This is a genomic window from Microbacterium gallinarum (genome assembly GCF_014837165.1).
Classification (GTDB): domain Bacteria; phylum Actinomycetota; class Actinomycetes; order Actinomycetales; family Microbacteriaceae; genus Microbacterium; species Microbacterium gallinarum.
The window spans coordinates 54,952-81,329 of record NZ_JACSPM010000007.1 but is presented as its reverse complement, the minus strand read 5'-3'; the positions used below and the strand labels follow the sequence as shown (position 1 = coordinate 81,329).

Here is a 26,378-nt window from a genome sequence, read left to right as displayed (position 1 = left end):
CGGCACACCCTCGCGCACCCTGCGGGCACATGACTCGCGCGGCATGCGACGCGCCTAGACTGGCGGAATGAGCGGCTCCGACGACAAGCCACGCGGCTCGCTGTTCGACGCGTTCCGCGACCGGAACAGGGTCGTCTCGACCGAGCTGTCGGGCACGATCCCGCGCGGTCTGCGCATCGCGACGGCCTACTCGTGGCGCTTCCTCGTCGTCGCCGCCGCCATCGGCGTCGCCGTGTGGCTCGTCATCCAGCTGAAGCTGCTGGTGATCCCGCTCCTGGTCGGCATCCTCGTGACCGCACTGCTGTGGCCGGTCTTCACGTGGATGCTGCGGCATCGAGTGCCTCGATGGCTTGCGATCGTGATCTCGGTGGTCGGCACCCTCGCCGTCGTCGGCGGCCTGCTGTGGCTGGTCGCCTGGCAGATCACCCGTCAGTGGTCGGATGTGCAGGCGAGCACCGTCGAGGCCGTCGACAACTTCCGCACCTACCTGGTCCAGGGGCCGATGCACCTCACCGAGGAGCAGATCGACGACCTGCTCGCACAGGGGTGGGGCTTCCTCCAGGAGCAGGCCGAGCTGGTGTGGTCGGGCGCGCTCGCCCTCGGCAGCACGCTGGGCCACGTGCTCACGGGCGGCATCCTGGCGTTCTTCATCCTGCTTTGCCTGCTCGCCGACGGCGCCGGCATCTGGCGATGGACGCTGCGGCTCTTCCCGCGCAAGGCGCGCCCCGCCGCCGACGGCGCCGGACGTGCGGGCTGGGTGACGGTCGTCAACTACGCCCGCACGCAGCTCCTCGTCGCCACGATCGATGCGGTCGGCATCGGCTTGGGCGCGTTCCTCCTCGGCGTTCCGCTGGCGATCCCGGTCGCCGTCCTCGTCTTCCTCGGCGCGTTCGTGCCGATCGTCGGTGCCGTCGTCACGGGCGCCATCGCCGTCTTCCTCGCCCTCGTCTACAACGGTCCCTGGATCGCCCTGTGGATGCTGATCGTCGTGCTCGGCGTCCAGCAGCTCGAGGGCCATGTGCTTCAGCCCCTTCTGATGGGCTCGGCCGTCAAGGTCCACCCGCTCGCCGTCGTCCTCGTCGTGGCCGGCGGCGCCATGATCGCCGGCATCCCCGGCGCACTGTTCGCGGTGCCCCTCGCAGCGTTCGTGAACGTCGTGGCGGTGTACATCGGCCAGCGATCGTGGGAGACGGGTGTCAGACCCACGGGCGATCTCATCTGGAGCACCGTCCCGCGCCCGAGCAGGAGACCTACGTGAGCACGACCTCGCCCGCTGCGCGCCACCTGGCCGCACCGACCCTCGCCGACTTCGCGGATGCCGCGGCCACGCTCGACGGCGTGATCACGCATACGCCGCTCGACGAGTCGCTGCACCTCTCCGAGCTCATGGGCGTTCCGGTGCACCTGAAGCTCGAGAACCTGCAGCGCACCGGCTCGTTCAAGATCCGCGGCGCGACCTATCGCCTGTCGCGTCTGACCGAGAAGGAGCGTGCGCGCGGTGTCGTCGCAGCCTCCGCGGGCAACCACGCGCAGGGCGTCGCGCTCGCCGCGAAGTCGCTCGGCATCTCCGCGACGATCTTCATGCCGCTGGGCGTTCCCGTGCCCAAGCTGCTCGCCACCCGCGGCTACGGGGCGGACGTCGTGCTCGAGGGAGCCACCGTCGAGACGCCGCTGCGCCTGGCCGCGGAGTTCGCCGAGCGCACCGGCGCGGTGTTCATCCACCCGTTCGACCACCCCGACGTGATCGCAGGCCAGGGCACGCTGGGGCTCGAGCTCATGGACGAACTCCCCGACCTCGACACGATCGTGCTGGGAATCGGCGGCGGCGGCCTCATCGCCGGCGTCGCGGCAGCCGTCAAGGCCCGCGCCGCCGCAGAGGGACGCACGCTGCGGGTGATCGGCGTCCAGGCCGAGAACTCGGCGGCCTATCCGCAGTCGCTCGCGGCGGGGCATCCGGTCGAGGTCGCCACCCGCCCGACGATCGCCGACGGCATCGCCGTCGCCCGCCCGGGCGACCTGCCGTTCGCGATCATCCGCGACCTCGTCGACGACGTCGTCACGGTCACGGAGGACGACATCGCGCGTGCCCTCCTGGTGCTGCTGGAGCGGGCGAAGCAGGTCGTCGAGCCCGCCGGCGCAGTCGGCGTCGCCGCGATCCTCGCCGGGAAGGTGCAGGCTGCCGGACCCGTCGTCAGCGTGCTGTCGGGCGGCAACATCGACCCCCTGCTGCTGCAGCGGGTCGTCGCCCACGGGCTGTCGGCCTCGGGTCGCTACATGACGCTGCAGATCCCGCTGCCCGACCGCCCGGGTCAGCTCGCCCGTGTCTCGGAGCTGCTCGCGCAGGCGGGCGCCAACGTGATCGAGGTTCTGCACACCCGCCACGGGCAGGGACTGCAGATCAGCGAGGTCATCCTGCAGCTGAGTGTCGAGACGCGCGGCGAGGAGCACCGAGCCCACGTGATCTCGGTGCTCGAGCAGGCCGGCTATCTCCCGACCGTCATGCCGGACTGACCGGCCGGGCGGCTACTGGCCGGCGTACGTCTCGACCTTGACGATCTCGACGGCGATCTCGCGGCCGTTGGGTGCCGTGTACGACGTCTTCTCGCCTTCCTTGCGCCCGAGGATCGCGGCTCCGAGCGGAGAGGCCTCGCTGTACACGTCGAGCTCGGACCCCACCGCGATCTCGCGGTTGCCGAGCAGGAAGACCTCTTCGCCGCCGGCGACGATGGCCGTGATGACGGTACCGGGCTCGACGACGCCGGTCGACTGCGGGGCCTCCGACACGGTCGCGGTCTTCAGCAGATGCTGGAGCGTGCGGATGCGCGCCTCCTGCTTGCCCTGCTCGTCCTTCGCCGCGTGATAGCCGCCGTTCTCCTTGAGGTCGCCCTCCTCGCGCGCGGCTTCGATGCGCTTCGCGATCTCCTCCCGGCCGGTGGTCGAGAGGTGCTCGAGTTCGGCGGCGAGCCGGTCGTAGGCATCCTGCGTGAGGAAGGTCACCGGGGCATCGCTGGACACGTCTGACTCCTTCGGTCTGCGGGGGACGGTCGATATGTCAAACGCCCCGGCTCTCGGCCAGGGCGCGTATCGACTGCGGTCGGCCCAGACTACGTCACCCAGCAGGAGTTGACAAAACCTGTCGTCGCCTCGGCCGTCGTGGGGATGACCTCGCGCAGTGCCTGGGAGTGGCTCTCGCCGGCCGGGATCTCGACCACGCGCCACCCCACGACGCCGTGCTCCTGGTCCTGTGCCTCGATCGCGCAGGCGACCGAGCGTCCGGGGGGAGCGGTGATCTGGAAGCTCAGCACCACCGAGTGCGCGTCGACGACCTCGAACCCGGTCGCATCGGAGTCGACGGCGTCGAGCGACCCCGACACGGTCATCCAGCCGAAGAGTGCGACCAGGACGACCGCCACGGCGATCCCCGCACCGACGATCCAGCGCCGCGCGGGGGAGCGCGTGCGCCCGTAGCGCTCGTCGAGCATCTGCTGTGTCGTCATGGCCGGTCCGTCGGGAAGATTAGGCTGGAGTTCCAGGCTATGCGCTTCCGAGCGCGGCCGTGGCCACCCGCACCGCCCGATCCGGGCAGAACGAGGAATTCCCCATGCACGACGCACTCGCCGCACTCGCGTTCGCGGCGGCGACAGCGACCCCGACGCCGACGCCGACGATGATCGACCCCGCCAAGGTGACGCCGGGTGCGTGGGGCTTCGTGATCACGGCCTTCGTGGCGGTCATCACGATCGTGCTGGTCTGGGACATGATCCGTCGCATCCGACGCGGTCGCGTGCGGGCCGACCTCCTCGACGAACTCGAGGCCGAGCGTCAGGCGGACCGTGCGGTCGAGTCGACCGAGACCGACGACGCGGGCGTCGACCCCGACGAGCCCACCGGCGACGCGCAGCGCTGAGTGCCGCATCCCACCGCCTGATCGGTTCGGGATGCCGCGCCCCGGCCCGCTCGGGTCAGCCGGACAGCCCGAGCGACGGCGAGAACGGGTCGACGGCGATGATGAGGCACGCCGCCCAGTGGCAGAGGAACGCCAGGACCGTGCACACGTGGAAGATCTCGTGGAAGCCGAAGTGCCCCGGCCACGGGTTCGGGCGCTTCATCGCGTACACCACGGCGCCGCCGGTGTAGAGCAGGCCGCCGACGGCGACGAGGATCATCATCGTCACGTTGGCGCGCAGCAGGTCGGGCAGGTACATCACCGCAGCCCAGCCGAGCGCGAGGTAGAGCGCGACGTACAGCCAGCGCGGAGCGTTGATCCAGAACACACGGAACAGGATGCCCAGCAGGGCCCCTGACCACACGACGATCAGCAGGATCGTGCCCTGCTGGGGCGGGAGGGCGAGCACGGCGATCGGCGCGTACGTGCCTGCGATGAGCAGCACGATGTTCGCGTGGTCGATGCGCTTGAGGACGGCCTTGGTCGTCGGGCTCCAGTTGAAGCGGTGGTAGAGCGCGGAGTTGCCGAACAGCAGCAGCGAGGTCGCCATGAAGACCGCGCATGCCCACTTCGCCGGACCGCCCTGGGCGACCGTGATGAGGATGATGCCCGCGACGATGGCGACAGGGAAGGTGGCGGCGTGGATCCAGCCGCGCCAGGAGGGCTTGATCTCGGGGTTGGCGGCGTCGACGGCCGCGGCGTCCATCAGGGGAAGCTCGGGGACCTCCGGGCCACGGGGGAGGCGGCTGCGACGGCTCATCCATCAAGACTAGGCCGCGCGGCATGCCGTGAGTGGAACATAGGCGGTCTCGCAGCGCCCGGCACCGAGTGCCACGCTAGGGCGGCGTCCGGGTGGAAGGTAGCGTAGGCGTGTGGCGCGCACAGGGTCGAACGAGGGCAGGGGGCCTCTCTACCGTCTCTACATCAACCGCCTGCGCCGCCGCCTCGAGCCCGGCTCGGTGCCGCGTCACGTCGCCATGATGATCGACGGCAACCGCCGCTGGGCGAAGCAGCTCGGCTTCGACTCCGCCGCCCACGGCCACCGCGCCGGCGCCGCGAAGATGCACGAGTTCCTCGGGTGGTGCGACGATGTCGGCGTCAAGGTCGTATCGCTGTATCTGCTGTCGACCGACAACCTGCGCAAGCGCGACTCGCGCGAGCTCGCCGATCTCATCGAGATCATCGCCGAGCTCGCGCACGAGCTGTCGCTCGAGCCCGACTGGCGTGTCCAGCCCGTCGGGCGCCTGGACCTCCTCCCTCCCGAGCTCGCCCGCGTGCTCGCCGAGGCCGAAGAGCGCACGAAGGACCACACCGGCCTCCACGTCAACCTCGCCGTCGGGTACGGCGGCCGCGGCGAGATCGTCGACGCCGTGCGCAGCATCATCGCCCAGCACGACGAGGAGGGCGGCTCGCTCGAGGAGCTCGCGGCGAGCCTCACGCCGGAGCAGATCGGCGAGCACCTCTACACCGGCGGTCAGCCCGACCCCGACCTCGTCATCCGCACCTCGGGCGAGCAGCGGCTGAGCGACTTCCTGCTGTGGCAGTCGGCGCACTCCGAGTTCTACTTCGTCGAGGCGCTCGGCCCCGACCTCCGCGAGGTCGACTTCCTGCGCGCCATCCGCGACTACTCCAGCCGCGATCGGCGGTACGGCAGCTGATCCGCCCGCACCGGCACGACCCCCGCGTTCGCGCACCGCGTGCCATGATGTGTCAGTGACGGATCTGGATACGTATCTGGCGTCGTTCGATGGGGAACCGGGGTATCTCGACTGGGCTGCGTTCGGACCGCTCTCTCCGGTCGTGCGCGCGGAAGCGCAGGCCGACACCGAGCTCCTGGGCTCGGGGCGCCGCACCAGCATCCAGCTCGTGAACGACCACGCCCGCGAGGCACGGGACCTCGTCGCGGGTCTGATCGGCACGGATGCCTCTCAGGTGGTCCTGCAGCCGTCGACCACCTACGGCCTGATGCAGGCCATCTACGGCCTCGCCGGCGGTCTCATGGTCGGACGCGGCGAGTTCCCGAGCCTCACCGTCGCCGCGACGCGGGCCGCGGCATCCCTCGGCTCGATCGACGTGCAATGGCTCGAGCCCGTCGACGGCTACATCACGCCCGACCTCGTGCGCTCGTCGCTCACCGACGACACGCGCGCGCTCGCCGTGAGCCTCATCGACTTCCGCACCGGCTATCGCGCCGATCTGTCCGCCCTCCGCGACGTCCTCGGCGACCGGCTGCTCATCGTCGACGCGATCCAGGGCTTCGGCGCGATCGACGCCGACTACACGGCGGCCGACGTCGTCTGCTCCAACGGGTACAAGTGGCTGCGCGCCGGGCGCGGCACCGGCTTCGCCTGGTTCGGCGAGCGGGCGCTCGAGCGCATCGCGCCGGTCCTCTCGGGGTTCGCGGGGGTCGACGGCGGCCTGCCGCTCGACGTCGTGCCCGCGCCCTCGGCCTCCGCCCAGGCCTTCAGCGTCAGCGGCATCGACACGCTGGCGGCGGCCCGCCTCGCCACGTCGCTGCAGGAGCTGACCGACGTCGGCGTCGCGACCGTCGAGGCCGAGCTCGCGGAACGCACGCGCACCGTGATGTACTACGCCGACCGCTACGAGGTTCCCGTCGTCACGCCGCGCGAGCCCGAGCGCCGCGGCGGGATCGTCACGCTGGCGCCCGCGCCGCAGGATGCCGCTCCGCTCGCGGCGTCGCTCGCCAACCATGGACTCACCGTCACGGTGCGCTCCGGGCTCGTCCGCGTCTCGCCGCACGTCGGCACCGGCGCCGACACGCTGAGACTGTTCGGCGACGCGCTGGCCGCGTTCTCGTCCGCACGCGTCTGGTGATCCCGGATGCCGCGGGTGCGGCATCCCGGGAATTAACCTGCTCGACACGTTCGTGCGCGTGTCGTGCACGGGTCGAGCCATGGCGCGGACGTACGTTCATCACATCGGGCAAGGCGCCCGTTCGAGTCGGCCTTTCGGACCACGACTCGTGACCCATGGTCGACTCGTGACTGCCGGGTTCTCCACCCGGGGCGGGAGTGGGTTGTGACCACACGAGCACCACACGAGCAGCACCGTCAGGACGTCGCACAGGCCGCGGATCTGGAACAGGATCTCCGCACCTACGTGCTCGACACCTCCGTGCTGCTGAGCGATCCGCGGGCGTTCTTCCGCTTCGCCGAGCACAACGTCGTGATCCCCGTGGTGGTGATCACCGAGCTCGAGGGCAAGCGGCACGATCCCGAGATCGGCTACTTCGCGCGCCAGGCGCTCCGGCACCTCGACGAGCTCCGCGTCGAGCACGGCCGCCTCGACTTCCCCGTTCCGGTCGGCGAGGGCGGCACGCTGCGCGTGGAGCTCAACAACACCGACGCCGGCGTCCTCCCCTCGGGCATGCGCCTCGGAGACAACGACAGCCGCATCCTCGCCGTCGCGATGCACCTCGCGTCCGACGGGCAGGAGGTGACCGTCGTCTCGAAGGACCTCCCGATGCGGGTCAAGGCCGCCTCGCTCGGCGTGATCGCCGAGGAGTACCTCGCCGAGCAGGCGGTGGACTCGGGCTGGACCGGCATCGCGACGATCGACGTCTCGGGCGACGACATCAGCGACCTGTACGAGAGCGAGGTCGCCAGCAGCGACGAGGTCCGCGGACTGCCCGTCAACACCGGCCTCATCATCCACTCCGAGCGCGGATCGGCGCTCGGCCGGGTCACCGGCGCGGGTGCGTACAAGCTGGTGCGCGGCGATCGCGAGGTCTTCGGCCTGCACGGCCGCTCGGCCGAGCAGCGCATCGCCATCGATCTGCTGACCGATCCCGAGGTGGGGATCGTCTCGCTCGGCGGTCGCGCCGGCACCGGCAAGTCGGCCCTCGCCCTGTGCGCGGGGCTCGAGGCGGTGCTCGAGCGGCAGCAGCAACGCAAGATCATCGTCTTCCGCCCGCTGTTCGCGGTGGGCGGGCAGGAGCTCGGCTACCTGCCCGGCGACCAGCAGGAGAAGATGAACCCGTGGGGCCAGGCGGTCTTCGACACCCTCGGCTCGGTCGTCTCGTCGAACGTGCTGGAGGAGGTCGTCGAGCGCGGGCTGCTCGAGGTGCTTCCGCTCACGCACATCCGCGGGCGGTCGCTGCACGACGCGTTCGTGATCGTCGACGAGGCGCAGTCGCTCGAGCGCAACGTGCTGCTCACCGTCCTCAGCCGCATCGGCCAGAACTCGCGGGTCGTGCTCACCCACGACGTCGGACAGCGCGACAACCTCCGTGTCGGCCGCCATGACGGCGTCGCATCGGTCATCGAGACGCTGAAGGGGCACGGCCTGTTCGGCCACGTCACCCTCGTGCGGTCGGAGCGCTCGGCCATCGCGGCCCTGGTGACCGACCTGCTCGAAGCGGGCGAACTCGCCTGACGATTCAGAAGGGGCCGGGATGCTGCATCCCGGCCCCTTCCGCATGTCCGGACTGGCCGGACATCGCTTTCCATCATGAGAAGAGTCTCATTCCACACGCCGGTCCTGCGCGAGACGGTCTGTCACCATGGAAGAGGTGCACTCGTCGCACTGGGGACGGAAGGCGAAAGCGTGGAGAGTCGGACGCGGCTGGCTGTCGGCGGCATGTCTGTCGTCGCTGCGAGCGTGGCCGTGATCTGCGCCGTCGCCCTCACCAACAGCGTGGCGCTTTCGGACGCCGCAGGTTCGACGATCGATGCGGCTGCCGTGGTGGTCCCGGCGTCGGCCGGCGACTCCGAGGGCGATGACGCGGGCGAAGAGCCCGCGCCGGCCACCACGACCGATCGCGTTGCCGAGACCCGTGGCACGCGCGTCGCCGAGGTCGTGCCTGCGCCTGCGCCCGAGGTGGTGCCGGCCGCTCCTCCGGCCTCGTCACCCACGGCGACGAACGCCGCTCGGCCCTCGCAGTCGCCGACCGAAGACGAGGTGGTCGCCGAGGCCGAGGCATCGCGGTCGTGGGACGCGGCCCGAAAGTGGGCCGAGCGACTCGGCTGGTCGCAGGCGCGCATCGACGCCTGGATCGACCGGCTCGAGAAGGCCCGCGGCCCGCTGTCCGGAGACCGCGCCCCGGGCGGACAGGGCGACCGCGACCCCGGCGACGACAGTGGGCGTCAGGGCCTGGTCGGATCCGGCAGCTCCCTCGGCCAGGTCGGCGAAGCCGCCCGTGGCCACGGTGCCGCGAACGGCAGCGGACACAGCTCGAAGGACCGGCCCGCCGCGGCCGGATCCTCCCACAAGCGCCCCGCGCACGCGGGAGCGAACGCCGACGACCGGTCGACGAAGCCCGGTGTCGGCGCGAAGAAGCATCGATCGCGCGATTCCCCAGACCGACGCGATTGATATACGGCCGGATCCCCCAGTCCGGCCCTTCCCAGCCCCCGGCGTCCCCCAGCGCCGGGGGCTTCTTCGTGCGCCGGAGTCACTCCCAGCGGTAGCCCGCGCCGCGCACCGTGATGATGTGGTCCGGGCCGAGCTTGCCACGCAGGTAGCGCACGTACACGTCGACGACGTTCGAGCCGGGATCGAAGTCGAGGCCCCACACGCGGCTCAGCAGCAGCTCACGGCTGAGCACGCGGCCAGGGTTGCGCAGGAACTGCTCGGCGAGGGCGAACTCGCGCGCCGAGAGGTCGACGTCGCGTCCGCCGACGGTCGCGCGCCGGGCGAGGATGTCGAGCACGACGTCGCCGTGCGACACCGCCACCCCGACCTGGGGAGTGGTCTCGCGCAGGCGCGAGCGGACGCGCGCGAGCAGCTCTTCGAAGGTGAACGGCTTCGGCACGTAGTCGTTGGCGCCGGCATCCAGTCCTTCGACCGTGTCGCGGGTGCTGGAGCGGGCGGTGAGCATGATCACCGGCACGACCGATCCCCGGGAGCGCAGCTCGCGGAGGACCTCGAAGCCGTCCATCGTGGGCAGGCCCACGTCGAGCAGCACGAGGTCGGCGTCGCCGCGGAGCGCGACCGCGAGGGCTTCCGCGCCGTCCTCGACGACAGTGGTCTCGTAGCCCGCAGATTCGAGACCGCGGCTGACGAACGACGCGATGCGCGGCTCGTCCTCGACGATGAGGATCCGTGTCATGCCGATGTCTCCCGCTGCAGAACGTCGCCCGCCCTCACCGGCGCCGGAAGCTCGGCGGCGGCGGGCGGAAGGTGGATGGTGAAGGTGGCGCCGCCACCGGGGGTGTCGGTCACCGCGCAGGAGCCGCCGTGACCCTTCGTGATCGCGTCGACGATCGCGAGGCCGAGTCCCGAGCCGCCCACGGTGCGCTTGCCGTGGGCGCGGTCGAAGCGCCGGAAGATGCGGCTGCGTGACGCCGGGGGGATGCCCGCTCCGTGGTCGCGGACCCACAGTCGGGCCCCGGTGTCGTCGAGTGAGCTGCCGATCTCGATCGGCGTGCCTGCGGGGGTGTACTTCGCCGCGTTGTCGGCGAGCTGGAGCCACGCCTGGAGGAGGCGGTCCTGGTCGCCTCGCACGACGCCCTCGGCGTGCGCCTCGATCGTCCACGCGTGCTGGGGGATCACGGCGACGAGCTCGCCCACGCGTGCGGTGAGGGCGGAGAGATCGACGTCGCGCATGACGTACGAGTCGCCCTCGGCGGCGGCGAGCAGGTCGATGTCCTCGACGAGGCGGGCGAGGCGGTCGAGCTCGGCGATGCCGATCTCACGCGCGGACGCGGCATCTCCGGCGTCGCCGGGGTTCATGAGCTCGAGGTGTCCGCGCACGATGGTGATCGGGGTCTTCAGCTCGTGGCGCACATCGTCGAGCAGCTGACGCTGCACATCGACGGATCCTTCGATGCGGTCGAGCATCGAGTTGACGGTGCGCGAGAGGTCGGAGATGTCGTCGTTGCCCTGCGTCGACAGCCGCGGGGACAGATCGGCGATCGTGATCGCGTCTGCGGTCTCGCGCATGAGGCGGATCGGCGACAGCAGGCGGCCGGTGACGAACCAGCCGACGACGCCGATCGCGGCCAGCACCGCGAGGGCCGCGATGACGTAGGTCGCCATCGCCGCGGTGACGGGTTCGAGTTCGGCGCCCATGTCGACCGCCCGGATGTACAGGCCCTCGCGATCATCGCCGGCCATCGTCACCGGGACGGCGATGTACCTCAACGAGCCGTCAGCGGTGGCGATGGTGCCGGTCTTGGTGTCGCCGTCGGAGGTCTCCGCGATGGCCCGGTCGATGAGCTCGGTGTTCCTGGAGATGTCGAAGCCCGAGAATGTGCCGGGTCGATAGCGCGCGACACCGTCGATCACCGCGACCGATCCCTCGTTGCGAGCGGGCACGAAGCTGGCCACGACATCTCGCAGGTAGGGGTCGATCGAGGTGTACTCGCGGATGTCGAAGATCTCACTCGCGGTGGTCGCACCGTCGTCCGATGCCGGCTCGTCATCCGGGTCGGCGGGCGGGCTCGCCAGCGTGCGGAGGCCCTCGACCTGCGCCAGGAGCCGGTGGTCCACCTCCTGCACGACGCGCTCGCGCTGCACGAGGAAGGTGACGCTCCCGACGACGGCCAGCCCGACGCAGGCCACGGCGAGGATCGCGGCGAGGATCCTCACACGGGCCGGGATCGGCCTGGGCGTCGAGCGGGTCACACCCTGATTATCGCCCGCGGGAGGCTCCTGCGGCACGAATCGGATGCTCAGCCCGGGTGCGTCATCGACAGCAGGTCGAGCTTCTCGTCGAGCTGCTCCAGCGTGAGCTCTCCGCGCTCGACGTAGCCGAGGTCGATGACGGCCTCGCGCACGGTGATGCCGTTGGCGACCGAGTGCTTGGCGATCTTCGCGGCGGCCTCGTAGCCGATGAGCTTGTTGAGCGGCGTCACGATCGACGGCGACATGCCCGCGTAGGCGGCGGCGCGGTCGACGTTGGCCTCGAGACCGTCGATGGTCTTGTCGGCGAGCAGGCGTGAGGCGTTGGCGAGCAGGCTGATCGACTCGAGCACTGCGGTGCCCATGACGGGGATCGCGACGTTGAGCTCGAACGAGCCGGATGCGCCGGCCCACGCGACGGTCGCGTCGTTCCCGATCACGCGCGCGCACACCATGAGCGTCGCCTCGGGCACCACCGGGTTGACCTTGCCGGGCATGATCGACGACCCGGGCTGCAGATCGGGGATGTGCAGCTCGCCGAGTCCGGTGTTCGGCCCCGAGCCCATCCACCGGATGTCGTTGTTGATCTTGGTGAGCGAGACGGCGATGGTGCGGAGGGCCCCGGATGCCTCGACCAGCCCGTCGCGGTTCGCCTGAGCCTCGAAGTGGTCCTTCGCCTCGGTGATCGGCAGTTCGGTGTCGGCGACGATGAACTCGATCACCTTCTGCGGGAAGCCGAGGGGGGTGTTGATGCCCGTGCCGACCGCGGTGCCGCCGAGCGGCACCTCCGCGACGCGGGGGAGGACGGCCTGCACGCGCTCGATGCCGAGGCGCATCTGACGGGCGTAGCCGCCGAACTCCTGGCCGAGGGTGACGGGCGTCGCGTCCATGAGGTGGGTGCGGCCCGACTTCACGACGGACTTCCAGGCCTCGGCCTTGGCCTCGAGCGCGACCGCCAGGTGGTCGAGGGCCGGGATGAGGTCGTCGATGAGCTCCTGGGTGACGGCGATGTGCACCGAGGTGGGGAACACGTCGTTCGAGGACTGCGACGCGTTGACGTGGTCGTTGGGGTGCACCGTCGAGCCGAGGTCCTGCGTCGCGAGGTTCGCGAGGACCTCGTTCATGTTCATGTTCGACGACGTGCCGCTGCCGGTCTGGTAGACGTCGATCGGGAACTGGTCGGCGTGCTCGCCGGAGATGATGCGGTCGGCGGCGCGCGCGATGGCATCCGCGATCGCGCCGTCCAGCGTGCCGAGCCCCTTGTTCGCGAGGGCGGCCGCCTTCTTGATGCGGGCGAGCGCCACGATCTGCGCGGGCTCGAGCGGGTCGCCCGAGATGGGGAAGTTCTCGACCGCGCGCTGGGTCTGCGCGGCGTAGAGGGCGTCCTTGGGGACGCGGACCTCACCCATGGTGTCGTGCTCGATGCGGTATTCGATGTCGGTCACTTCGTCGTTCCTCCGTTGGTGGCGAGTGTGCGTCAGGCTTCCTCGTCGACGTTCCCGACGATGACGTCGGGAACGGCGGTGCCTTCGGCGAGTCGGTAGTTCGCGCCCACGACGGCCAGGCGGCCTTCGGCGACGGCGTCGCTGATGAGCTCAGATGAGTGCAGCAGTTCGCCGCACGTGTCGCGAAGGTGCTCGCGGCCGACCTGCTCGGCGTCGATCGTCGCGGGCGGGACGCCGTCGACCGTGCCCGCGCGGACGACCCGGTGCACCGCCGGGACGATGGGGGCGATCTGGCGCCAGATGTGCGGTGGGAGCTCGGGGGCATTCGGCCGGGTGCTGTCGATGGCAGCCCCGACGGCGCCGCACTCGTCGTGACCGAGCACGATGATGAGCGGCACTCCGAGGACGGCGACGGCGTACTCGAGGCTGCCCACGACCGAGTCGGAGATGACCTGGCCGGCATTGCGGACCACGAACAGGTCGCCCAGCCCCTTGTCGAAGATGATCTCAGCGGCGAGCCGGGAGTCGGAGCAGCCGAAGAGGGCCGCGCGCGGACGCTGGCCGGCAGCGAGATCGTGCCGCCGCTCGACATCCTGGCGAGGGTGACGCGGCTCACCCGCGACGAAGCGGTCGTTGCCGCGCCGCATCTCGTTCCAGACCTTGCTCGGCGACGGTTCGCTCACTCGGTTTCCTCCTGCAATTCGCGGACCTCGGGGGAGACGGCGGCCGCGACCTCTTCGAGGGTCGCGTCATCGGCCTTGCCGTAGATCAGGACGGTGTCGGGTCCGGCCTGCGTCGACAGGGCGCCGGTGATGTTCCCGGCGCGCGAGGGATCGGCGATGTCGTATCGGTCCCACGTCACGCCGTCGACCTCGACCGTGCCTTCGGGGCTCGCCCCGGAGAGCACGCGCGCCGGCCAGGCAGGGTCGGCGTCGAAGCCCTGCGCCACGCGCACGAACCACGTCTCGTCGACGTAGACGATCGTCCATGCGCGCGGAACGTCGCCCTCGACGGACGCGGCGTTGACCTGCCACGAGGAGGGTGCGTCGGGTGCGATCAGGGCGCGGCCCTCGGCGGACCCGACGCGCTCGGCTACGGCCGAGACGTCGATGGGCTCGCGTGCCGGCGGCTCACCGCGGGGGACCGCCAGCACGATGACGAGGACGATGCCGATGGTGACGACGAGCGCCGCGATCAGGTTGCGGGTGTTCTGGGCCTCGCGGTGGACGCGCGAGGACTCGGCCTTGCGGGCGGCGGTCTCATCGGGAGTCTCGGGGCGGCCGAGCTCGGCGACGATGCGTGGTTCCTTCGTCATCACCCACGCTCCGATGCGGCGGACTCGGCCGATGAGCGTGCCGCGTCGAGACGGCGCTTGGCGCCCAGGAGCCACTCGTCGCAGCGGGCGGCGAGGGCTTCGCCGCGCTCCCACAGGGCGAGCGAGTGCTCGAGCGTCGGGGCGCCCTGCTCGAGTTCGGCGACCACGCGCACGAGTTCGTCGCGGGCCTGCTCGAAGGAGAGGGAGGCGACGTCGGACGGTGCACCGGTCGACTCGGTCATGGGTTCCATCCTAGTTCGGCGCCGGAGCGTCTCCTGCGGCGGTCGGATCCGACGGCGCACCGGCCGACTCGGCGACCTCGCCGTCGGACCGCGCCGCGAACGAGCCGCGTCCGACGGTGACGACGACGGGCGTGGATGCCGGCGCCTGCGACGCGTCACGCACGATGACGCCGTCGGCCAGGTGCGCGATGGCATAGCCCCGCGCGAGGGTGGAAGCCGGCGACAGGGCGCGCAGCGTGGCCCGGAGCTCGGCGGTGCGGCGCGCGTGCGACTCGAGGGCACGGTCGACGCGGTCACGGCCGCGCGCCGTGAGCAGCTCGACCTCCTGCGCGCGCGAGGCGATCATCGACTCGGGGGAGCGCAGCGCCGGCCGGGAGCGCAGCTGCTCGAGCTGCGCGATGTCGTGCGACACCCGCTGCGTCAGCCGGGACGTGAGTCGCGACCGCAGCTGCGCGACGAGAGCGCGCTGCTCCGCGACATCCGGCACCACTCGCTTGGCCGCGTCGGTGGGCGTCGACGCCCGCAGGTCCGCGACGTCGTCGAGGAGCGGATGGTCGTTCTCATGGCCGATGGCGCTGACGACGGGAGTGGATGCCGCGGCGACGGCGCGCACGAGGCGCTCATCACTGAAGCCGAGCAGCGTCTGCGGGTCGCCACCGCCGCGCGCGATGATGATCACGTCGACGTCGGGGGCGGCGTCGAGCGCCTTGAGCGCCGCGATCGTCTCGGGCACGCAGCGCTCACCCTGTGACGCGGCGTACTTCGTGCGGAACCGCACCTGCGGCCAGCGCAGCTCGGCGTTACGGTGGACGTCCTTCTCGGCGTCCGAGTTCTCGCCCGTGATGAGGCCGATGGTCTGGGGGAGGAAAGGGAGCGGCTTGCGGCGCGACGGGTCGAAGAGACCCTCGGCCCGCAGCTGCGCCCGCAGCCGCTCCAGACGCTCGAGCTGGTCGCCGAGCCCGACGTGGCGCATCGCCGACACGCCGAAGCTGAAGTCACCCGACTTGGCGAAGAAGTCCGCCTTCACGCACGTGACGACGTGGTCGCCGACCTTGAGGTCGTCGGGAAGGCGCTCGCGCGTCGACGACCAGATGCGGAACGAGATCGTCGCGTCGGCGGCGTTGTCTTTCAGCCGGCCGAACACATTGCCGCCGCGCACGTTCCACGACGTGATCTCGCCCTCGACCCACACCGAGCCCCACGTCTGGATGAAGCCGCGGATCGTCTCGTTGAGCCGCGACACCGAGGTCGGCGCCTGCGGCGTGGAGTCCTTCGGGCGCACCGAGTCGGGAGGGGGCGCCTCGCCCGCGACGGGCTCGGGCTGGAAGGTCGTCATGCGGTCCTCTCGTGCGGCGGGCGGGTCGCTCTTCGGCCCGCGCACAGGGGCCGCCCGTAGAATCGAGGGGTGAGCACCAGCACCGTGGGCAGTACCCCTGTGAGCATGCCCGTCCCCCGCGTCCCGCGGCGGCGCGAACGCCTTCAGGATATCCCCGTGCAAGGACAGAAGCGGGTGCTGCTCGCGTCGCCCCGCGGCTACTGCGCCGGCGTCGACCGTGCCGTGATCGCCGTCGAGAAGGCCCTCGACCGCTTCGGCGCCCCCGTCTACGTGCGCAAGCAGATCGTCCACAACATCCACGTGGTCACCGAGCTCGAGGCCAAGGGCGCGATCTTCGTCGAGGAGGTCGACGAGGTGCCCGAGGGCGCGCACGTCGTGTTCAGCGCGCATGGAGTTTCGCCGGCCGTTGTGAACGCGGCATCCGATCGCGGTCTTCTCGCCATCGACGCCACGTGCCCGCTCGTCACGAAGGTGCACCGCGAGGCGGTGCGCTTCGCACGCGACGACTTCGAGATCCTGCTCATCGGCCACCAGGGCCACGAAGAGGTCGAGGGCACTGCCGGCGAGGCGCCCGACCATGTCACGATCGTGAACTCGCCTGACGAGGCCGACACCATCGAGGTGCGCGACCCGTCGAAGGTCGTGTGGCTGTCGCAGACGACCCTCTCCGTCGACGAGACGATGGAGACCGTGCGGCGACTGCGCACGCGGTTCCCGCAGCTGCAGGACCCGCCGTCGGACGACATCTGCTACGCCACCCAGAACCGCCAGGTCGCGATCAAGAAGGTCGCGAAGGACGCCGACCTCGTGATCGTCGTGGGGTCGGCGAACTCTTCCAACAGCGTGCGGCTCGTCGAGGTCGCACTGGAGTACGGCGCGAAGGCGGCGTACCGCGTCGACTACGCCGACGAGGTCGAGCAGGCGTGGCTCGAGGGAGTCGAGACCGTCGGCGTCACCAGCGGTGCGTCGGTGCCCGAGGTGCTGGTGCAGCAGGTGCTCGAGGACCTCGCCGGCGCCGGCTACCGCGATGTCGAAGAGGTGCGCACCGCCGAGGAGGACCTGCAGTTCTCGCTGCCGAAGGAGCTCCGCACGAACGCCGCGGGCGCGCGCGATGACCGTGCGCTCGGCGGCCGGAGCCGCGGGTGACCGAGGCCGGCGGCGCCGTCCCGGCACCCGACCCGCGACCGCGGCCGCAGTTCGGCGAGTACGCCACCCCCGAGGAGCAGCGGGCGCGCATCGCACAGCCCGACGCGAGCCTGATCTACGAGCCCGCGCCGGTGGTCGAGTCCGCCGCCCCGGTCGCCGCGCCGCAGCCGGCGGGCGCGCCCACGGCCACTGCGCGGGCCCGCACCCGACCGGTCGACCGGATCGTGACCTTCGCCCTCCTCGTGTACGGGCTCATCAACGTCGTCTACACCTTCCCGGCGCTCGCCGACTTCAACGAGTACGCGCAGCGCATGTTCGACATTCTGGGCGTCGACGCGACGCTCACGGACCCGTCCGCAGGGCGGCCGTGGGGTGTGGCCGCCGCCATCGTGCTCGCGGTGGGGTGGCTGATCACCGCCGCGCTGTCGTGGATCAGCGTGCGGCGCGGGCGCGTCTCGTGGTGGATCCCGCTCGTCGGAGGCGTGGTGTTCACCTTCGCGTCGGCGACGCTGGTGCTCGTGCCCCTGATGAACGACCCCGCAGTGTGGGAGGCGATGGTCAGCAGCCTCCGCTGACCGTCCCCGCCGCTCTACGGCGATCAGGCGCCGACGATCCCGCCCCACACGGCGCGCGCGCCCGAGTCGCCGATGAGCACGACGAGCACCGTCGTGGCGACGCCGACGAGCACGGCGATCGCACCGATGACGATCGTCACGACGCGCGCCACCGTGGCGGACCGCTTCGCGGCGCGCTCCCTGCCCCACCGGTACCAGGCCCATTGGGCAGCGGCCACGGCGAACAGTCCGATGACCCACGGCAGCAGCAGCTCGCCGAGGTCCTCGTGGTGGTCCACGGCGTCGGTCTCGCCGACCAGGTCGGCCAGCGACTCGCCCGCGGCGGTCGTGATCGGGACGAGGACGAGCACCAGCAGCGCCGCGAGCGGGGTCACGATGCCCAGACGCCGGCGGGCGGCGGGCCAGAACGTGCCGAGCAGCAGCGCCAGCACCGTCAGCGGTGTGATCACCACGACGGCGTGCACGATGAGCGGATGCAGCGGCAGACCGGCGATCTCGATGACCACATCGGTGCGAAGGAGGTCCATATCGGGGACGATAGCGGTGCCGACAGCGGATCCCGGTGAACCTGGGCCTGCGACACTTCGTGACTCCTACGGGAGGTGAGGATGCCGGACGACGACGCCACGCGACTGGCCGCGCTCTACGACGCCCATGCGGCGCCGGTGTGGCGGTACGTCGTGCATCTCACCGGCGATCGGGCCGGTGCGGACGACGTCGTGCAGGAGACCCTCCTGCGCGCATGGCGCACCCCGCGGATCATGGCGCAGGCCCCGGAGTCCACGCGCTCGTGGATGTTCACCGTCGCGCGGCATCTGGTGATCGACGATGTGCGCTCCGCGCGGCGTCGGCGCGAGATCGGCGTCGCCGAACCACCCGAGACCGCGACCTCCGACGCCACCGACGCCCTGTTCGAGGCGATCCTCATCGAGGAGGCGCTCGCCGCGCTGTCCGCCGACCATCGGGCTGTCGTCATCCGCGCGTATTTCGGCGCGCTGACGGTGGCCGAGATCGCCGACGAGCTCGACATCCCGCAGGGAACGGTCAAGTCCCGCCTGCACTACGGCCTGCGCGCGCTGCGGCTCGCGCTGCAGGAGAAGGGAGTGACGCGATGAGTCCCGACCACGCGCGCTTCGCCGAATGGGATGCCGCCTATGTCCTCGGTGCGCTCAGCCCGGCCGACCGCCGACTGTTCGAGGAGCACCTCGAGGGCTGCGACGCCTGCCGTGCCGCGCTCGCCGACCTCGCGTCGACGCAGGGCCTGCTCTCGCGCGTGCCGCCTGACCGCGCGATGTCGCTCCTCACCGCCGCGGTGGGGGAGGAGGGTCCGGATGCCGCATCCCGCGCGCGCCTGATCGAGCAGGGGACCCGCGAGGCGCAGCGCCGCCGTCGGGCATGGTGGGCCGGCGGGCTCGCCGCAGCGGCGGCGATCCTCATCGCGGTGATGCTGGCCGTGACGACGGCGATCGCGCCGGCGCTGCGCGGCATCCAGGTCGTCGCCCTCGAGCCGCTCGTGGACCTGCCGCTCTCCGCGACGGTCGAACTCGCGGACGCGCCGTGGGGGACGCGGATCGAGATGACCTGCCGCTACACCGAGCCGGCGGGCGACGACGTTCCCGCCGAGGGCTGGCCGTACTCGCTGGTGCTCACCGGCGTCGACGGCACGACGAGCGAGGTCTCCACGTGGCGGGCACTGCCGGGTTCGACGGCGCGCCTCAGCGCCTCGACGGCGCTCGACGTCGACGAGATCGCAGCCGTGGAGATCCGCTCGCTCCGGACGGGCAAGGTGCTGATGCGCACCGAGCTCGATCCGCCGGACGACGGCGCAGCACCGCAGTGACGGCCCGGGAACGCCGGATGCCCCGGACCCGCCCCGGCGAAGGGGCGGAGCCGAGGCATCCGCTCGTCTGTCTGACGCGCCTCAGGCGGCGAGGCTCTTGCCGGCCGATCCCAGCTGCTGCGTGGCGCTGACGACGCGGGCCGCCATCGCCGACTCGGCGATCTTGCCCCATGCGCGCGGGTCGTAGGCCTTCTTGTTGCCCACCTCGCCGTCGACCTTGAGCACGCCGTCGTAGTTCTGGAACATGAAGCCGGCGACCGAGCGCGTGAACGCGTACTGGGTGTCGGTGTCGATGTTCATCTTGACGACGCCGTTGGCCACGGCCTCGGCGATCTCGGCGTCGGTCGAGCCGCTGCCGCCGTGGAAGACGAGGTCGAGCGGCTTCGGGCCGGTGCCGAACGCGGAGGCGATGCCTTCCTGGATCTCGCCGAGCAGCTCGGGCTTGAGCTTGACGTTGCCCGGCTTGTAGACGCCGTGCACGTTGCCGAAGGTGAGTGCCGAGATGTACCGGCCGTTCTCGCCGAGGCCGAGCGCCTCGACGGCCTTGGTGACGTCGGCGACGGTCGTGTAGAGCGCGTCGTTCGAGCCCTCGTGCTGCACACCGTCCTCTTCGCCGCCGACGACGCCGATCTCGACCTCGAGGATGGCGTTGATGTTCTTGAGGCGGGGGAGGAGGTCCTTCGCGATCTCGATGTTCTCATCGAGCGGCACGGCCGACCCGTCCCACATGTGGGACTGGAAGATCGGGTTGCGGCCCGCCTTCACCTCTTCCTCGGAGGCCTCGATGAGCGGCAGCACGAAGTCGGCCAGGGCAGGCTTCGGGCAGTGGTCGGTGTGCAGTGCGACCGTGATCGGGTAGGCCTTGGCGACCTCGGTGGCGAACTTCGCGAACGCCAGCGCACCGGCCGCGCGGGCCCTGACGGTGTGGCCGGCGAAGTAGTCCGCGCCCCCCGTGGTGACCTGGATGATGCCGTCGGAGCCGGCCTCGGTGAGACCCTGCAGCACGGCGTTGATCGACTGCGAGCTGGCGACGTTGATGGCGGGATACGCGAAGCCACCGGCCTTCGCGCGGTCCAGCATGTCGGCGTATTGCTCCGGGGTGGCGACGGGCATGGGTGCTCCTTGGTCGGTTGGGGGCTTCCCTCGACTTTAGCGCCGACAGATCGAGAGAGCGGATGCCGCATCCCCGCGTGACGGATGCACGCAGGCGTTCTGAGCCGGTGTGAAAGAATCGCGATTCCTTCGACGCTCGCGGCGTGAAAGTCTGCGGTTTGCGCAGGCGCGGTGGCTACGCTGGGGGTCATGGTGAGTCTGACCGCTGACATGAGCCCGCTCCACCCCGACCGCAACCTCGCACTCGAACTCGTGCGTGCCACCGAGGCGGCGGCGATCCGGGCGGTGCCGTTCATCGGTCGCGGCGCGAAGGAGGACGCCGACGGCGCCGCGGTCGACGCCATGCGCGCCTTCTTCACGACGGTGAACTTCGACGGCACGATCGTCATCGGCGAGGGCGAGAAGGACGAAGCGCCCATGCTCTACAACGGCGAGCGGGTGGGCAACGGCCGAGGACCGAAGGCGGACGTCGCCGTGGACCCGATCGACGGCACGTCGCTCACGGCCGCCGGTCGCAACAACGCGCTGTCGGTCATCGCGGTCTCCGATCAGGGCACGATGCTCGACGCCTCGAGCGTCTTCTACATGGACAAGCTCGTGACGGGCCCGGCCGGTGTCGGCGTTGTCGACATCCGCCTTCCGATCGGTGAGAACATCCGGCGACTGGCGAAGGCGCTCGGCAAGCCGGTCGACGAGATCGTCGTCTCGGTGCTGCACCGCCCGCGCCACGACCAGCTCATCGACGAGATCCGCGCCGCCGGTGCCGGCACACGCCTGATGAGCGACGGTGATGTCGCCGGCGGCATCAACGCCGCACGCCACAACGCCCGCACCGACATGTGCGTCGGAGTCGGCGGCAGTCCCGAGGGGATCGTCACCGCCTGCGCCATCAAGGCGCTCGGCGGACACATCCAGGGCCGGCTGTGGCCACGCGACGACGACGAGAAGCAGCGGGGCATCGACGCCGGGCTGAAGCTCGACGGCCACGTGTACGAGGCCGATGACCTCGTGAAGGGAAGCAACACGATCTTCGTCGCCACCGGCGTCACGGACGGCCAGCTCGTCGACGGCGTGCGCCGGGAGGGCGGCTATGTCTACACCGAGAGCGTCGTGCTGCGCGGCGCCTCGGGCACCCTCCGCCGCATCACCTCGGAGCACCTCGTCTCGAAGTGGCTGTAACAGCACGCCGCGTCGGAGGGCGCCTGTGACTGGTGTGACAGATGTGACTGGTGTGACAGATGTGACTGGTGTGACAGGATCGGGACGTCATCCGGGGGGAACTCTGGCAGAATCGAATCTGGGTCGACGCCGACTCGTGTTTCCATGCGAGGGAGTTCTCGATGTCCGGACAGGTAGGCGGTCCATCGCCGCAGACCGGCGCACAGGCCGTTGTGGCGAACGCCGTGGCGAACACGGCCGATCCGTCACGTCGCCCTGACGTGCTCCTGCGCGTGCGCCGGGAAGAAGGCCATGAGATCAGCGCGTGGTGGATGGTCGGCGCGTTCGTCGGTGTGTCCGCCGCGGTGATCGCACTCCTCAGCTTCGTGCCCGGCGGAGCCTGAGCCGCATCAGTCCTGAGTGGGCGCGATCCGCGCCCGCAGGTCGCCCAGGTCGGCCGTCGACGCGCGGCCCGAGGTCTCGCCCGCATCATCACCGGCGCGCTCGAGGTCGAGGGCCGCGTCGAGGAGCTCGGGTGCCGTGAGACGCCGCGGCGACTTCTCGATCGTCGCCGGCTCGCCGAGCGCCTCGAGCTTCGTCGCATCGATCCCCGGGAAGCGGCGCGCGCTCACGAGCACACGCGTCTCGAGGGATCCGGCGAACCGGTTGTAGCTGTCGACGGTGCGCTCGATCGCTCGGCGGAGATCGTCTGCGTGGCCCGCGAGGGAGCCGAGCCGCTCGTACAGCTGATTGCCGAGCTCGAACAGCGTGCGCGCCTCGGCCGAGACGTCCTGCTGCGTCCACGTATAGGCGACGGTCTTCAGCACCGCCCACAGGTTGACGGGCGACGCGAGGGCCACGCGCTTCCCGAAGGCATGGTCGAGCAGCGACGGGTCTTCTTCGAGGGCCGCCGCGAGCAGCGACTCGCTCGGCACGAAGCACACCACGAACTCGGGGCTCGACGACAGGCCGGACCAGTACGCCTTCTTGGCGAGCGCGTCGACATGCGCGCGCACCGCCTTGACGTGCTTGTCGAGCAGCGTGCGCCGGCGCGCGGCCTCCGCGCCCTGCGCGGTGAGCGGAATGGCGCTGGCCTCGAGGTAGGCGTCGAGCGGGACCTTCGCGTCGACGGCGATGGCCTTGTCGCCGGGGAGCCGGATGACCATGTCGGGGCGGCCGGCGCCGGCATCCGATCGGATCGATGTCTGCAGATCGAAGTCGACGTACCGCGTGAGGCCCGCGGCCTCGACGACCCGGCGCAGCTGGGTCTCGCCCCACACCCCCCGTGTCGACCCGGACCGCAGCGCGCTCGCGAGCGACTCGGTGGTCGCACGCAGGGCTTCGTCGGACTCGTGCGCGCGCCGCAGCTGCTCGGCGAGCGTGCCGAACTGCGTGTGCCGGTCGCGCTCGAGCTCTCCGACCTTGGCCTGCATGGCCGTGAGCGTCTCGTGCACCGGCGCGAGCGCGCGCAGGACCGTCTGCTCGCGACGCTCGCGCTCCTCGCGCGTCGCCTGGTCGTGGCGGGCCTGGCTCGCGAGCTCGCGGTAGAGCACCTGCTGGTGGTCGAGCTGGGCCTGCACGCCCTGTCGCGTGGCCTCGGCCGCGGCCAGGCGGGCGTGCAGCTCGGCCTGCTCGCGCGCGGCGCGCGCGGCCCCGCGGGCCAGGCCGGCGGTGAAGCCCGCGAGGGCGCCGACGAGCAGGGTCGCGACGGCGATCATCGAGACGAGGAGTGCGTCCATGCGCCCAGGATGACGGAGGCCCCCGACATCGCAGCGGGGACGCGCCCGCTACGCGACGGCGAAGGAGACCGCGGGCGCCTCGGCCACGGCGATCTGCGACACGCGCACCCCGCAGTACTCGGTGAGAAGGTCGATGTCGTCCGCGGCCAGGCGGCGGGCTGCGTCGATCATGACGTGAGCGCACGCGAGCGCGTCGGCGGTGGCGTTGTGGTGGGAGAACTCGGAGAATCCCGCCTCCGCCGCGACGAAGGGCAGGCGGTAGGACTCGAGCTGGTACACCTTGCGCGCCACCTGCAGGCTGCAGGCGTAGCGGTAGGGCGGGCAGTCGTCGCCGGTCGCCTCGCACGCCCGCTTGATGACGGCCATGTCGAACCCGGCGTTGTGGGCGACGAGCACGTCCCCGCCGATGAATGCGTCCATGGCGGCGAGCTGGCCGGTCCACGTCGCCGCGCCGATCACGTCGTCGGCGGTGATGCCGTGGATGCGCGTGTTCAGCTCGAAGAACCGGTCGTGTCCGGCGGGAGGCTGGATCAGCCACCCGGTCTGCGCGACGACCTGGCCGCCGCGCACCTTCACGAGCCCGACCGCGCAGGCCGAGGCATTGCTCGGATTCGCCGTTTCGAAGTCGATCGCGGTGAAGTCCAGGGCCACGCGCCCAGCCTCACCCGCGGCCGGCGGAGCCGGTGGCAGGCGCGCCGCGCGCAACCGGCATCGAGCGTCCTAGGCTCGGAGCATGGCCAGTCGCGATGAGATGTCCCGGTCGTTCGGAGCCGCCGCGAGCGCGTACGAATCGGGGCGGCCCGACTACCCGCGCGAGGCCGTCGAGTGGCTGCTCGCGCCGGTGCGGGCGGAGGCCCGCGCGCTGCGCGTCGCCGACGTCGGTGCCGGCACCGGCAAGCTCACCCGCACGATCGTCGAGGCCGGAGCCGATGTCGTCGCCATCGACCCCGACCCCGACATGCTCGCCGCGCTGCGCGACAACGTGCACGGCGTCCCCACGTTCGTGGGGACGGCGGAGCGGATGCCGCTGCCCGACGCCTCCGTCGACGCGCTGCTGCTCGGGCAGGCATGGCATTGGGTGGATCCGCTCGCCGCCGCCGCCGAGTGCGGCCGGGTGCTGCGGTCGGGGGGCGTGCTGGGGCTGATCTGGAACGTGCGCGACGAGTCCGACGCCTTCGTCAGCGGCCTGACCGCGATCATGCACGCCTCGAGCGCCGAGCGCATGATCGCCGAGGGCGGCCCGGTCGTGGGGGAGCCGATCGGTGATCTCGAGAAGCGCGTGTGGAGCTGGACCCGCACGATCGGACGAGACGCTCTGCTGGACATGGTCGCGTCGCGCAGCTACGTGATCACCGCGCCCGCGGACGAACGGGAGCGCATCCTCCGCGACGTCGGAGAGCTCTTCGACGGCGCGTGCCGCATGACCGACAGCGGCGGGGTCGTCGTCGATCTCCCGTACCGGACCGAGGCGTTCCGCGGCATCCGCCGCATCGATCGCTGAACGGCCTGCCGCCGAGTATCGGAACGCGTCCGACCCGGCTAGCGTGACGCCATGCGCACGCTGACCGTCTGCAACTTCGTCACCGTCGACGGCCGGTACGAGGACGACGACCACGACATCGCCTCGTTCTTCGAGCACCAGCACCCGGACTACGCCGGCGCCGACACGTTCGACCACTACACCACGGGGCTGCTGCGCGACGCCGGGACGCTCGTGCTGTCGGGTCGCCGGTCGGCGCTGGGCAATCTGGGCTACTGGACGGGGGTGACGCAGGATCCCGGCGCCTCGCCCATCCGCCACGAGTTCGCCGAGCTGATCCTCGGCGTCGAGAAGCTCGTCGTGTCGGACACGATCACCGAGGCCGACCTCGAGCCCTACGAGAACGTGCGGATCGTGCGGGTGGCGCAGGCGCGAGAGGCGATCCGGGCTCTGAAGGAAGGCGAGGGCGCCGGCATCCTGATCCTGCTCGGACGGCGGCTGTGGAACGACCTGATGCACGCGGGACTGGTGGACGAGCTGCATCTGGTGACGTTCCCGCTCATCGCGGGGTCGGGCGTGCCGCTGTTCGACGCGCGCCCGCCCGTGGCGCTGAAGCTGCTCGGCACCCACTCGTGGGACTCGTCGGGGAACGTGCTGATGCGGTGGCGCGTGGATCCGGTGGCGCCGGTCGACGCCTCCCGGCCCACCTAGACCCGGGGCCGGCCGCACTCCTCACCGGCACCCCCGTGCACCGCGGGTCACGCGCGGACGGCGCCCACCACGTGCCAGGGCCCGCTGCGCCCGCGGTAGCGGGGTGTCAGCCCGTGGACGGCCAGCACCGACTCCATCGCCTCGGGGTCGTGTGCGAAGGAGCGATACGGGTTCCGGGTGAGGGTGTGCAGCGCGTTGATGGCGCGCGAGCCGATCCGGGTCTAGAGACCGTGTCCCGGGTGGCTGAAGACGACGGCGCGCCGGCCATGGTCCGCGGCCGCACCGAGCAGTCCGCGGTAGTCGGGGTAGCAGCAGACGACGCGGTGGAGCACCACGATGTCGGCCGGCTCGACCGCCTCCGGCTCGCCGGCGACGTCGACGCCGAGCACCCGCGTGGCTCGGCCGCGCAGTCCGGCCTCGTCCAGCAGACGTGCGGCCTCGGGTTCGTACGCCGACGACAGCTCGACGTTCGTCGTGTGCGCGGCCCCGCGCTTGAGCGCTTCCAGTTGAATGTCGCCGATGCCCCCGCCGATCTCGAGCACGGACGCCCCCTCGAGTCCGACCGAGGCGGCGAAGTCGAGGATCAGCTGCGCGCTGGCCGTGAGACCGTCCCGGCGGTACTCCCGCGCGAGCCGCCGCGCGAAGCGGTCGTCGAACTCGCGGTCGTAGCCGCTCGGAGGGCCGGGGATGCAGCACTCGTCCACGCGCTCAGTATCGTCCCGGGCGGATGGCCGGGCAATGCCCCGGG

Annotated in this window: 30 protein-coding genes; 15 read left to right on the top strand and 15 right to left on the bottom strand. The window is 71.1% G+C overall.

Features of this window, described 5'->3' with window-relative positions; all coding sequences use genetic code 11:
* Positions 1-67 precede the first annotated feature (67 nt).
* Positions 68-1,258: an AI-2E family transporter gene (locus H9622_RS15355; RefSeq protein WP_191767293.1), complete on the top strand. Its 1,191-nt coding sequence runs from the start codon at positions 68-70 to the stop codon at positions 1,256-1,258.
* Positions 1,255-2,511, top strand: coding sequence for a threonine ammonia-lyase (gene ilvA, locus H9622_RS15350; protein ID WP_404802880.1), 1,257 nt, complete (start codon positions 1,255-1,257; stop codon positions 2,509-2,511). The genes H9622_RS15355 and ilvA overlap by 4 nt, the downstream gene beginning before the upstream one ends.
* 12 nt (positions 2,512-2,523) lie before the next feature.
* On the opposite strand, the gene greA is transcribed toward ilvA, so the two are convergent.
* Together greA and H9622_RS15340 are read right to left on the bottom strand one after the other, a co-directional pair.
* Positions 2,524-3,015 carry a transcription elongation factor GreA gene (gene greA, locus H9622_RS15345; protein ID WP_191767292.1) on the bottom strand — a complete coding sequence of 164 codons (492 nt, stop codon included), beginning with the start codon at positions 3,013-3,015 and terminating at the stop codon, positions 2,524-2,526.
* A gap of 89 nt (positions 3,016-3,104) precedes the next feature.
* Positions 3,105-3,497: a DUF4307 domain-containing protein gene (locus H9622_RS15340; protein WP_191767291.1), complete on the bottom strand. Its 393-nt coding sequence runs from the start codon at positions 3,495-3,497 to the stop codon at positions 3,105-3,107.
* Positions 3,498-3,601: 104 nt separating this feature from the next.
* On the opposite strand from H9622_RS15340, the gene H9622_RS15335 reads away from it, so the two are divergent.
* On the top strand, positions 3,602-3,907 hold the full coding sequence (locus tag H9622_RS15335; protein ID WP_191767290.1) for a hypothetical protein: 306 nt from the start codon (positions 3,602-3,604) through the stop codon (positions 3,905-3,907).
* A 55-nt stretch (positions 3,908-3,962) separates the two neighbouring features.
* On the opposite strand, the gene trhA is transcribed toward H9622_RS15335, so the two are convergent.
* Complete coding sequence (gene trhA / locus H9622_RS15330) at positions 3,963-4,706, bottom strand: PAQR family membrane homeostasis protein TrhA (protein WP_191767289.1); 744 nt, start codon at positions 4,704-4,706, stop codon at positions 3,963-3,965.
* A 112-nt stretch (positions 4,707-4,818) separates the two neighbouring features.
* Between trhA and H9622_RS15325 the strand changes: the two genes are divergently transcribed.
* The 4 genes from H9622_RS15325 (at position 4,819) to H9622_RS15310 (ending at position 9,280) form a co-directional block, all read left to right on the top strand.
* A complete protein-coding gene (locus H9622_RS15325) occupies positions 4,819-5,604 on the top strand; it encodes an isoprenyl transferase (protein WP_191767288.1) in 786 nt (261 codons plus the stop codon).
* Positions 5,605-5,659: 55 nt separating this feature from the next.
* Positions 5,660-6,781: an aminotransferase class V-fold PLP-dependent enzyme gene (locus tag H9622_RS15320; protein WP_191767287.1), complete on the top strand. Its 1,122-nt coding sequence runs from the start codon at positions 5,660-5,662 to the stop codon at positions 6,779-6,781.
* 204 nt (positions 6,782-6,985) lie between these two features.
* Positions 6,986-8,341, top strand: coding sequence for a PhoH family protein (locus tag H9622_RS15315; RefSeq protein ID WP_191767286.1), 1,356 nt, complete (start codon positions 6,986-6,988; stop codon positions 8,339-8,341).
* A gap of 171 nt (positions 8,342-8,512) precedes the next feature.
* Positions 8,513-9,280: a hypothetical protein gene (locus H9622_RS15310; RefSeq protein ID WP_191767285.1), complete on the top strand. Its 768-nt coding sequence runs from the start codon at positions 8,513-8,515 to the stop codon at positions 9,278-9,280.
* A 79-nt stretch (positions 9,281-9,359) separates the two neighbouring features.
* On the opposite strand, the gene H9622_RS15305 is transcribed toward H9622_RS15310, so the two are convergent.
* Genes H9622_RS15305 through xseA form a run of 7 tightly spaced genes read right to left on the bottom strand, consistent with a single transcriptional unit; the run spans position 9,360 to position 15,868 of the window.
* On the bottom strand, positions 9,360-10,016 hold the full coding sequence (locus tag H9622_RS15305; RefSeq protein WP_191767284.1) for a response regulator transcription factor: 657 nt from the start codon (positions 10,014-10,016) through the stop codon (positions 9,360-9,362).
* Positions 10,013-11,533 (bottom strand): sensor histidine kinase, encoded by a 1,521-nt coding sequence (locus H9622_RS15300; RefSeq protein WP_191767283.1) that lies wholly within the window; start codon positions 11,531-11,533, stop codon positions 10,013-10,015. The genes H9622_RS15305 and H9622_RS15300 overlap by 4 nt, the downstream gene beginning before the upstream one ends.
* 47 nt (positions 11,534-11,580) lie before the next feature.
* Positions 11,581-12,975, bottom strand: coding sequence for a class II fumarate hydratase (locus tag H9622_RS15295; RefSeq protein WP_191767282.1), 1,395 nt, complete (start codon positions 12,973-12,975; stop codon positions 11,581-11,583).
* 32 nt (positions 12,976-13,007) lie between these two features.
* A complete protein-coding gene (locus H9622_RS15290) occupies positions 13,008-13,622 on the bottom strand; it encodes a carbonic anhydrase (protein ID WP_191767331.1) in 615 nt (204 codons plus the stop codon).
* A 32-nt stretch (positions 13,623-13,654) separates the two neighbouring features.
* Positions 13,655-14,290: a DUF4245 family protein gene (locus H9622_RS15285; protein WP_191767281.1), complete on the bottom strand. Its 636-nt coding sequence runs from the start codon at positions 14,288-14,290 to the stop codon at positions 13,655-13,657.
* On the bottom strand, positions 14,290-14,532 hold the full coding sequence (locus H9622_RS15280) for an exodeoxyribonuclease VII small subunit (protein ID WP_191767280.1): 243 nt from the start codon (positions 14,530-14,532) through the stop codon (positions 14,290-14,292). The genes H9622_RS15285 and H9622_RS15280 overlap by 1 nt, the downstream gene beginning before the upstream one ends.
* Positions 14,533-14,542: 10 nt before the next feature.
* Complete coding sequence (xseA, locus tag H9622_RS15275; protein ID WP_191767279.1) at positions 14,543-15,868, bottom strand: exodeoxyribonuclease VII large subunit; 1,326 nt, start codon at positions 15,866-15,868, stop codon at positions 14,543-14,545.
* 105 nt (positions 15,869-15,973) lie between these two features.
* Here xseA and H9622_RS15270 point away from each other — a divergent pair, with 105 nt between their 5' ends.
* Positions 15,974-17,014: a 4-hydroxy-3-methylbut-2-enyl diphosphate reductase gene (locus H9622_RS15270; protein WP_191767330.1), complete on the top strand. Its 1,041-nt coding sequence runs from the start codon at positions 15,974-15,976 to the stop codon at positions 17,012-17,014.
* Positions 17,011-17,589: a DUF6264 family protein gene (locus H9622_RS15265; RefSeq protein ID WP_191767278.1), complete on the top strand. Its 579-nt coding sequence runs from the start codon at positions 17,011-17,013 to the stop codon at positions 17,587-17,589. Before H9622_RS15270 ends, H9622_RS15265 begins: the two co-directional genes overlap by 4 nt.
* Positions 17,590-17,612: 23 nt before the next feature.
* Here H9622_RS15265 and H9622_RS15260 read toward each other — a convergent pair whose 3' ends face one another.
* Positions 17,613-18,116 (bottom strand): DUF2231 domain-containing protein, encoded by a 504-nt coding sequence (locus H9622_RS15260; protein ID WP_191767277.1) that lies wholly within the window; start codon positions 18,114-18,116, stop codon positions 17,613-17,615.
* A gap of 81 nt (positions 18,117-18,197) precedes the next feature.
* On the opposite strand from H9622_RS15260, the gene H9622_RS15255 reads away from it, so the two are divergent.
* Positions 18,198-18,704, top strand: coding sequence for a sigma-70 family RNA polymerase sigma factor (locus tag H9622_RS15255; RefSeq protein WP_191767276.1), 507 nt, complete (start codon positions 18,198-18,200; stop codon positions 18,702-18,704).
* Positions 18,701-19,429, top strand: a complete 729-nt coding sequence (locus tag H9622_RS15250; protein WP_191767275.1) for an anti-sigma factor family protein — start codon at positions 18,701-18,703, stop codon at positions 19,427-19,429. Before H9622_RS15255 ends, H9622_RS15250 begins: the two co-directional genes overlap by 4 nt.
* Positions 19,430-19,510: 81 nt before the next feature.
* On the opposite strand, the gene fbaA is transcribed toward H9622_RS15250, so the two are convergent.
* On the bottom strand, positions 19,511-20,542 hold the full coding sequence (fbaA, locus tag H9622_RS15245) for a class II fructose-bisphosphate aldolase (protein ID WP_191767274.1): 1,032 nt from the start codon (positions 20,540-20,542) through the stop codon (positions 19,511-19,513).
* A gap of 189 nt (positions 20,543-20,731) precedes the next feature.
* Here fbaA and glpX point away from each other — a divergent pair, with 189 nt between their 5' ends.
* A complete protein-coding gene (glpX, locus tag H9622_RS15240; protein ID WP_191767273.1) occupies positions 20,732-21,721 on the top strand; it encodes a class II fructose-bisphosphatase in 990 nt (329 codons plus the stop codon).
* A 161-nt stretch (positions 21,722-21,882) separates the two neighbouring features.
* Complete coding sequence (locus H9622_RS15235; protein WP_191767272.1) at positions 21,883-22,104, top strand: UDP-N-acetylmuramyl pentapeptide phosphotransferase; 222 nt, start codon at positions 21,883-21,885, stop codon at positions 22,102-22,104.
* Between the two features lie 6 nt (positions 22,105-22,110).
* Here the strand turns inward: H9622_RS15235 and H9622_RS15230 are convergent, their stop codons facing one another.
* Both H9622_RS15230 and H9622_RS15225 read right to left on the bottom strand, forming a co-directional pair.
* Positions 22,111-23,439: a DNA recombination protein RmuC gene (locus tag H9622_RS15230; protein ID WP_191767271.1), complete on the bottom strand. Its 1,329-nt coding sequence runs from the start codon at positions 23,437-23,439 to the stop codon at positions 22,111-22,113.
* A 48-nt stretch (positions 23,440-23,487) separates the two neighbouring features.
* The gene (locus H9622_RS15225; protein WP_191767270.1) at positions 23,488-24,090 is read right to left on the bottom strand and encodes a 3'-5' exonuclease; all 603 of its coding nucleotides are present in this window, start codon (positions 24,088-24,090) and stop codon (positions 23,488-23,490) included.
* A gap of 82 nt (positions 24,091-24,172) precedes the next feature.
* Between H9622_RS15225 and H9622_RS15220 the strand changes: the two genes are divergently transcribed.
* Positions 24,173-24,940, top strand: coding sequence for a class I SAM-dependent methyltransferase (locus tag H9622_RS15220; RefSeq protein WP_191767269.1), 768 nt, complete (start codon positions 24,173-24,175; stop codon positions 24,938-24,940).
* Positions 24,941-24,991: 51 nt separating this feature from the next.
* A complete protein-coding gene (locus H9622_RS15215) occupies positions 24,992-25,630 on the top strand; it encodes a dihydrofolate reductase family protein (RefSeq protein WP_191767268.1) in 639 nt (212 codons plus the stop codon).
* A 221-nt stretch (positions 25,631-25,851) separates the two neighbouring features.
* On the opposite strand, the gene H9622_RS15210 is transcribed toward H9622_RS15215, so the two are convergent.
* A complete protein-coding gene (locus tag H9622_RS15210; protein ID WP_225222187.1) occupies positions 25,852-26,334 on the bottom strand; it encodes a methyltransferase domain-containing protein in 483 nt (160 codons plus the stop codon).
* Positions 26,335-26,378: the final 44 nt, after the last annotated feature.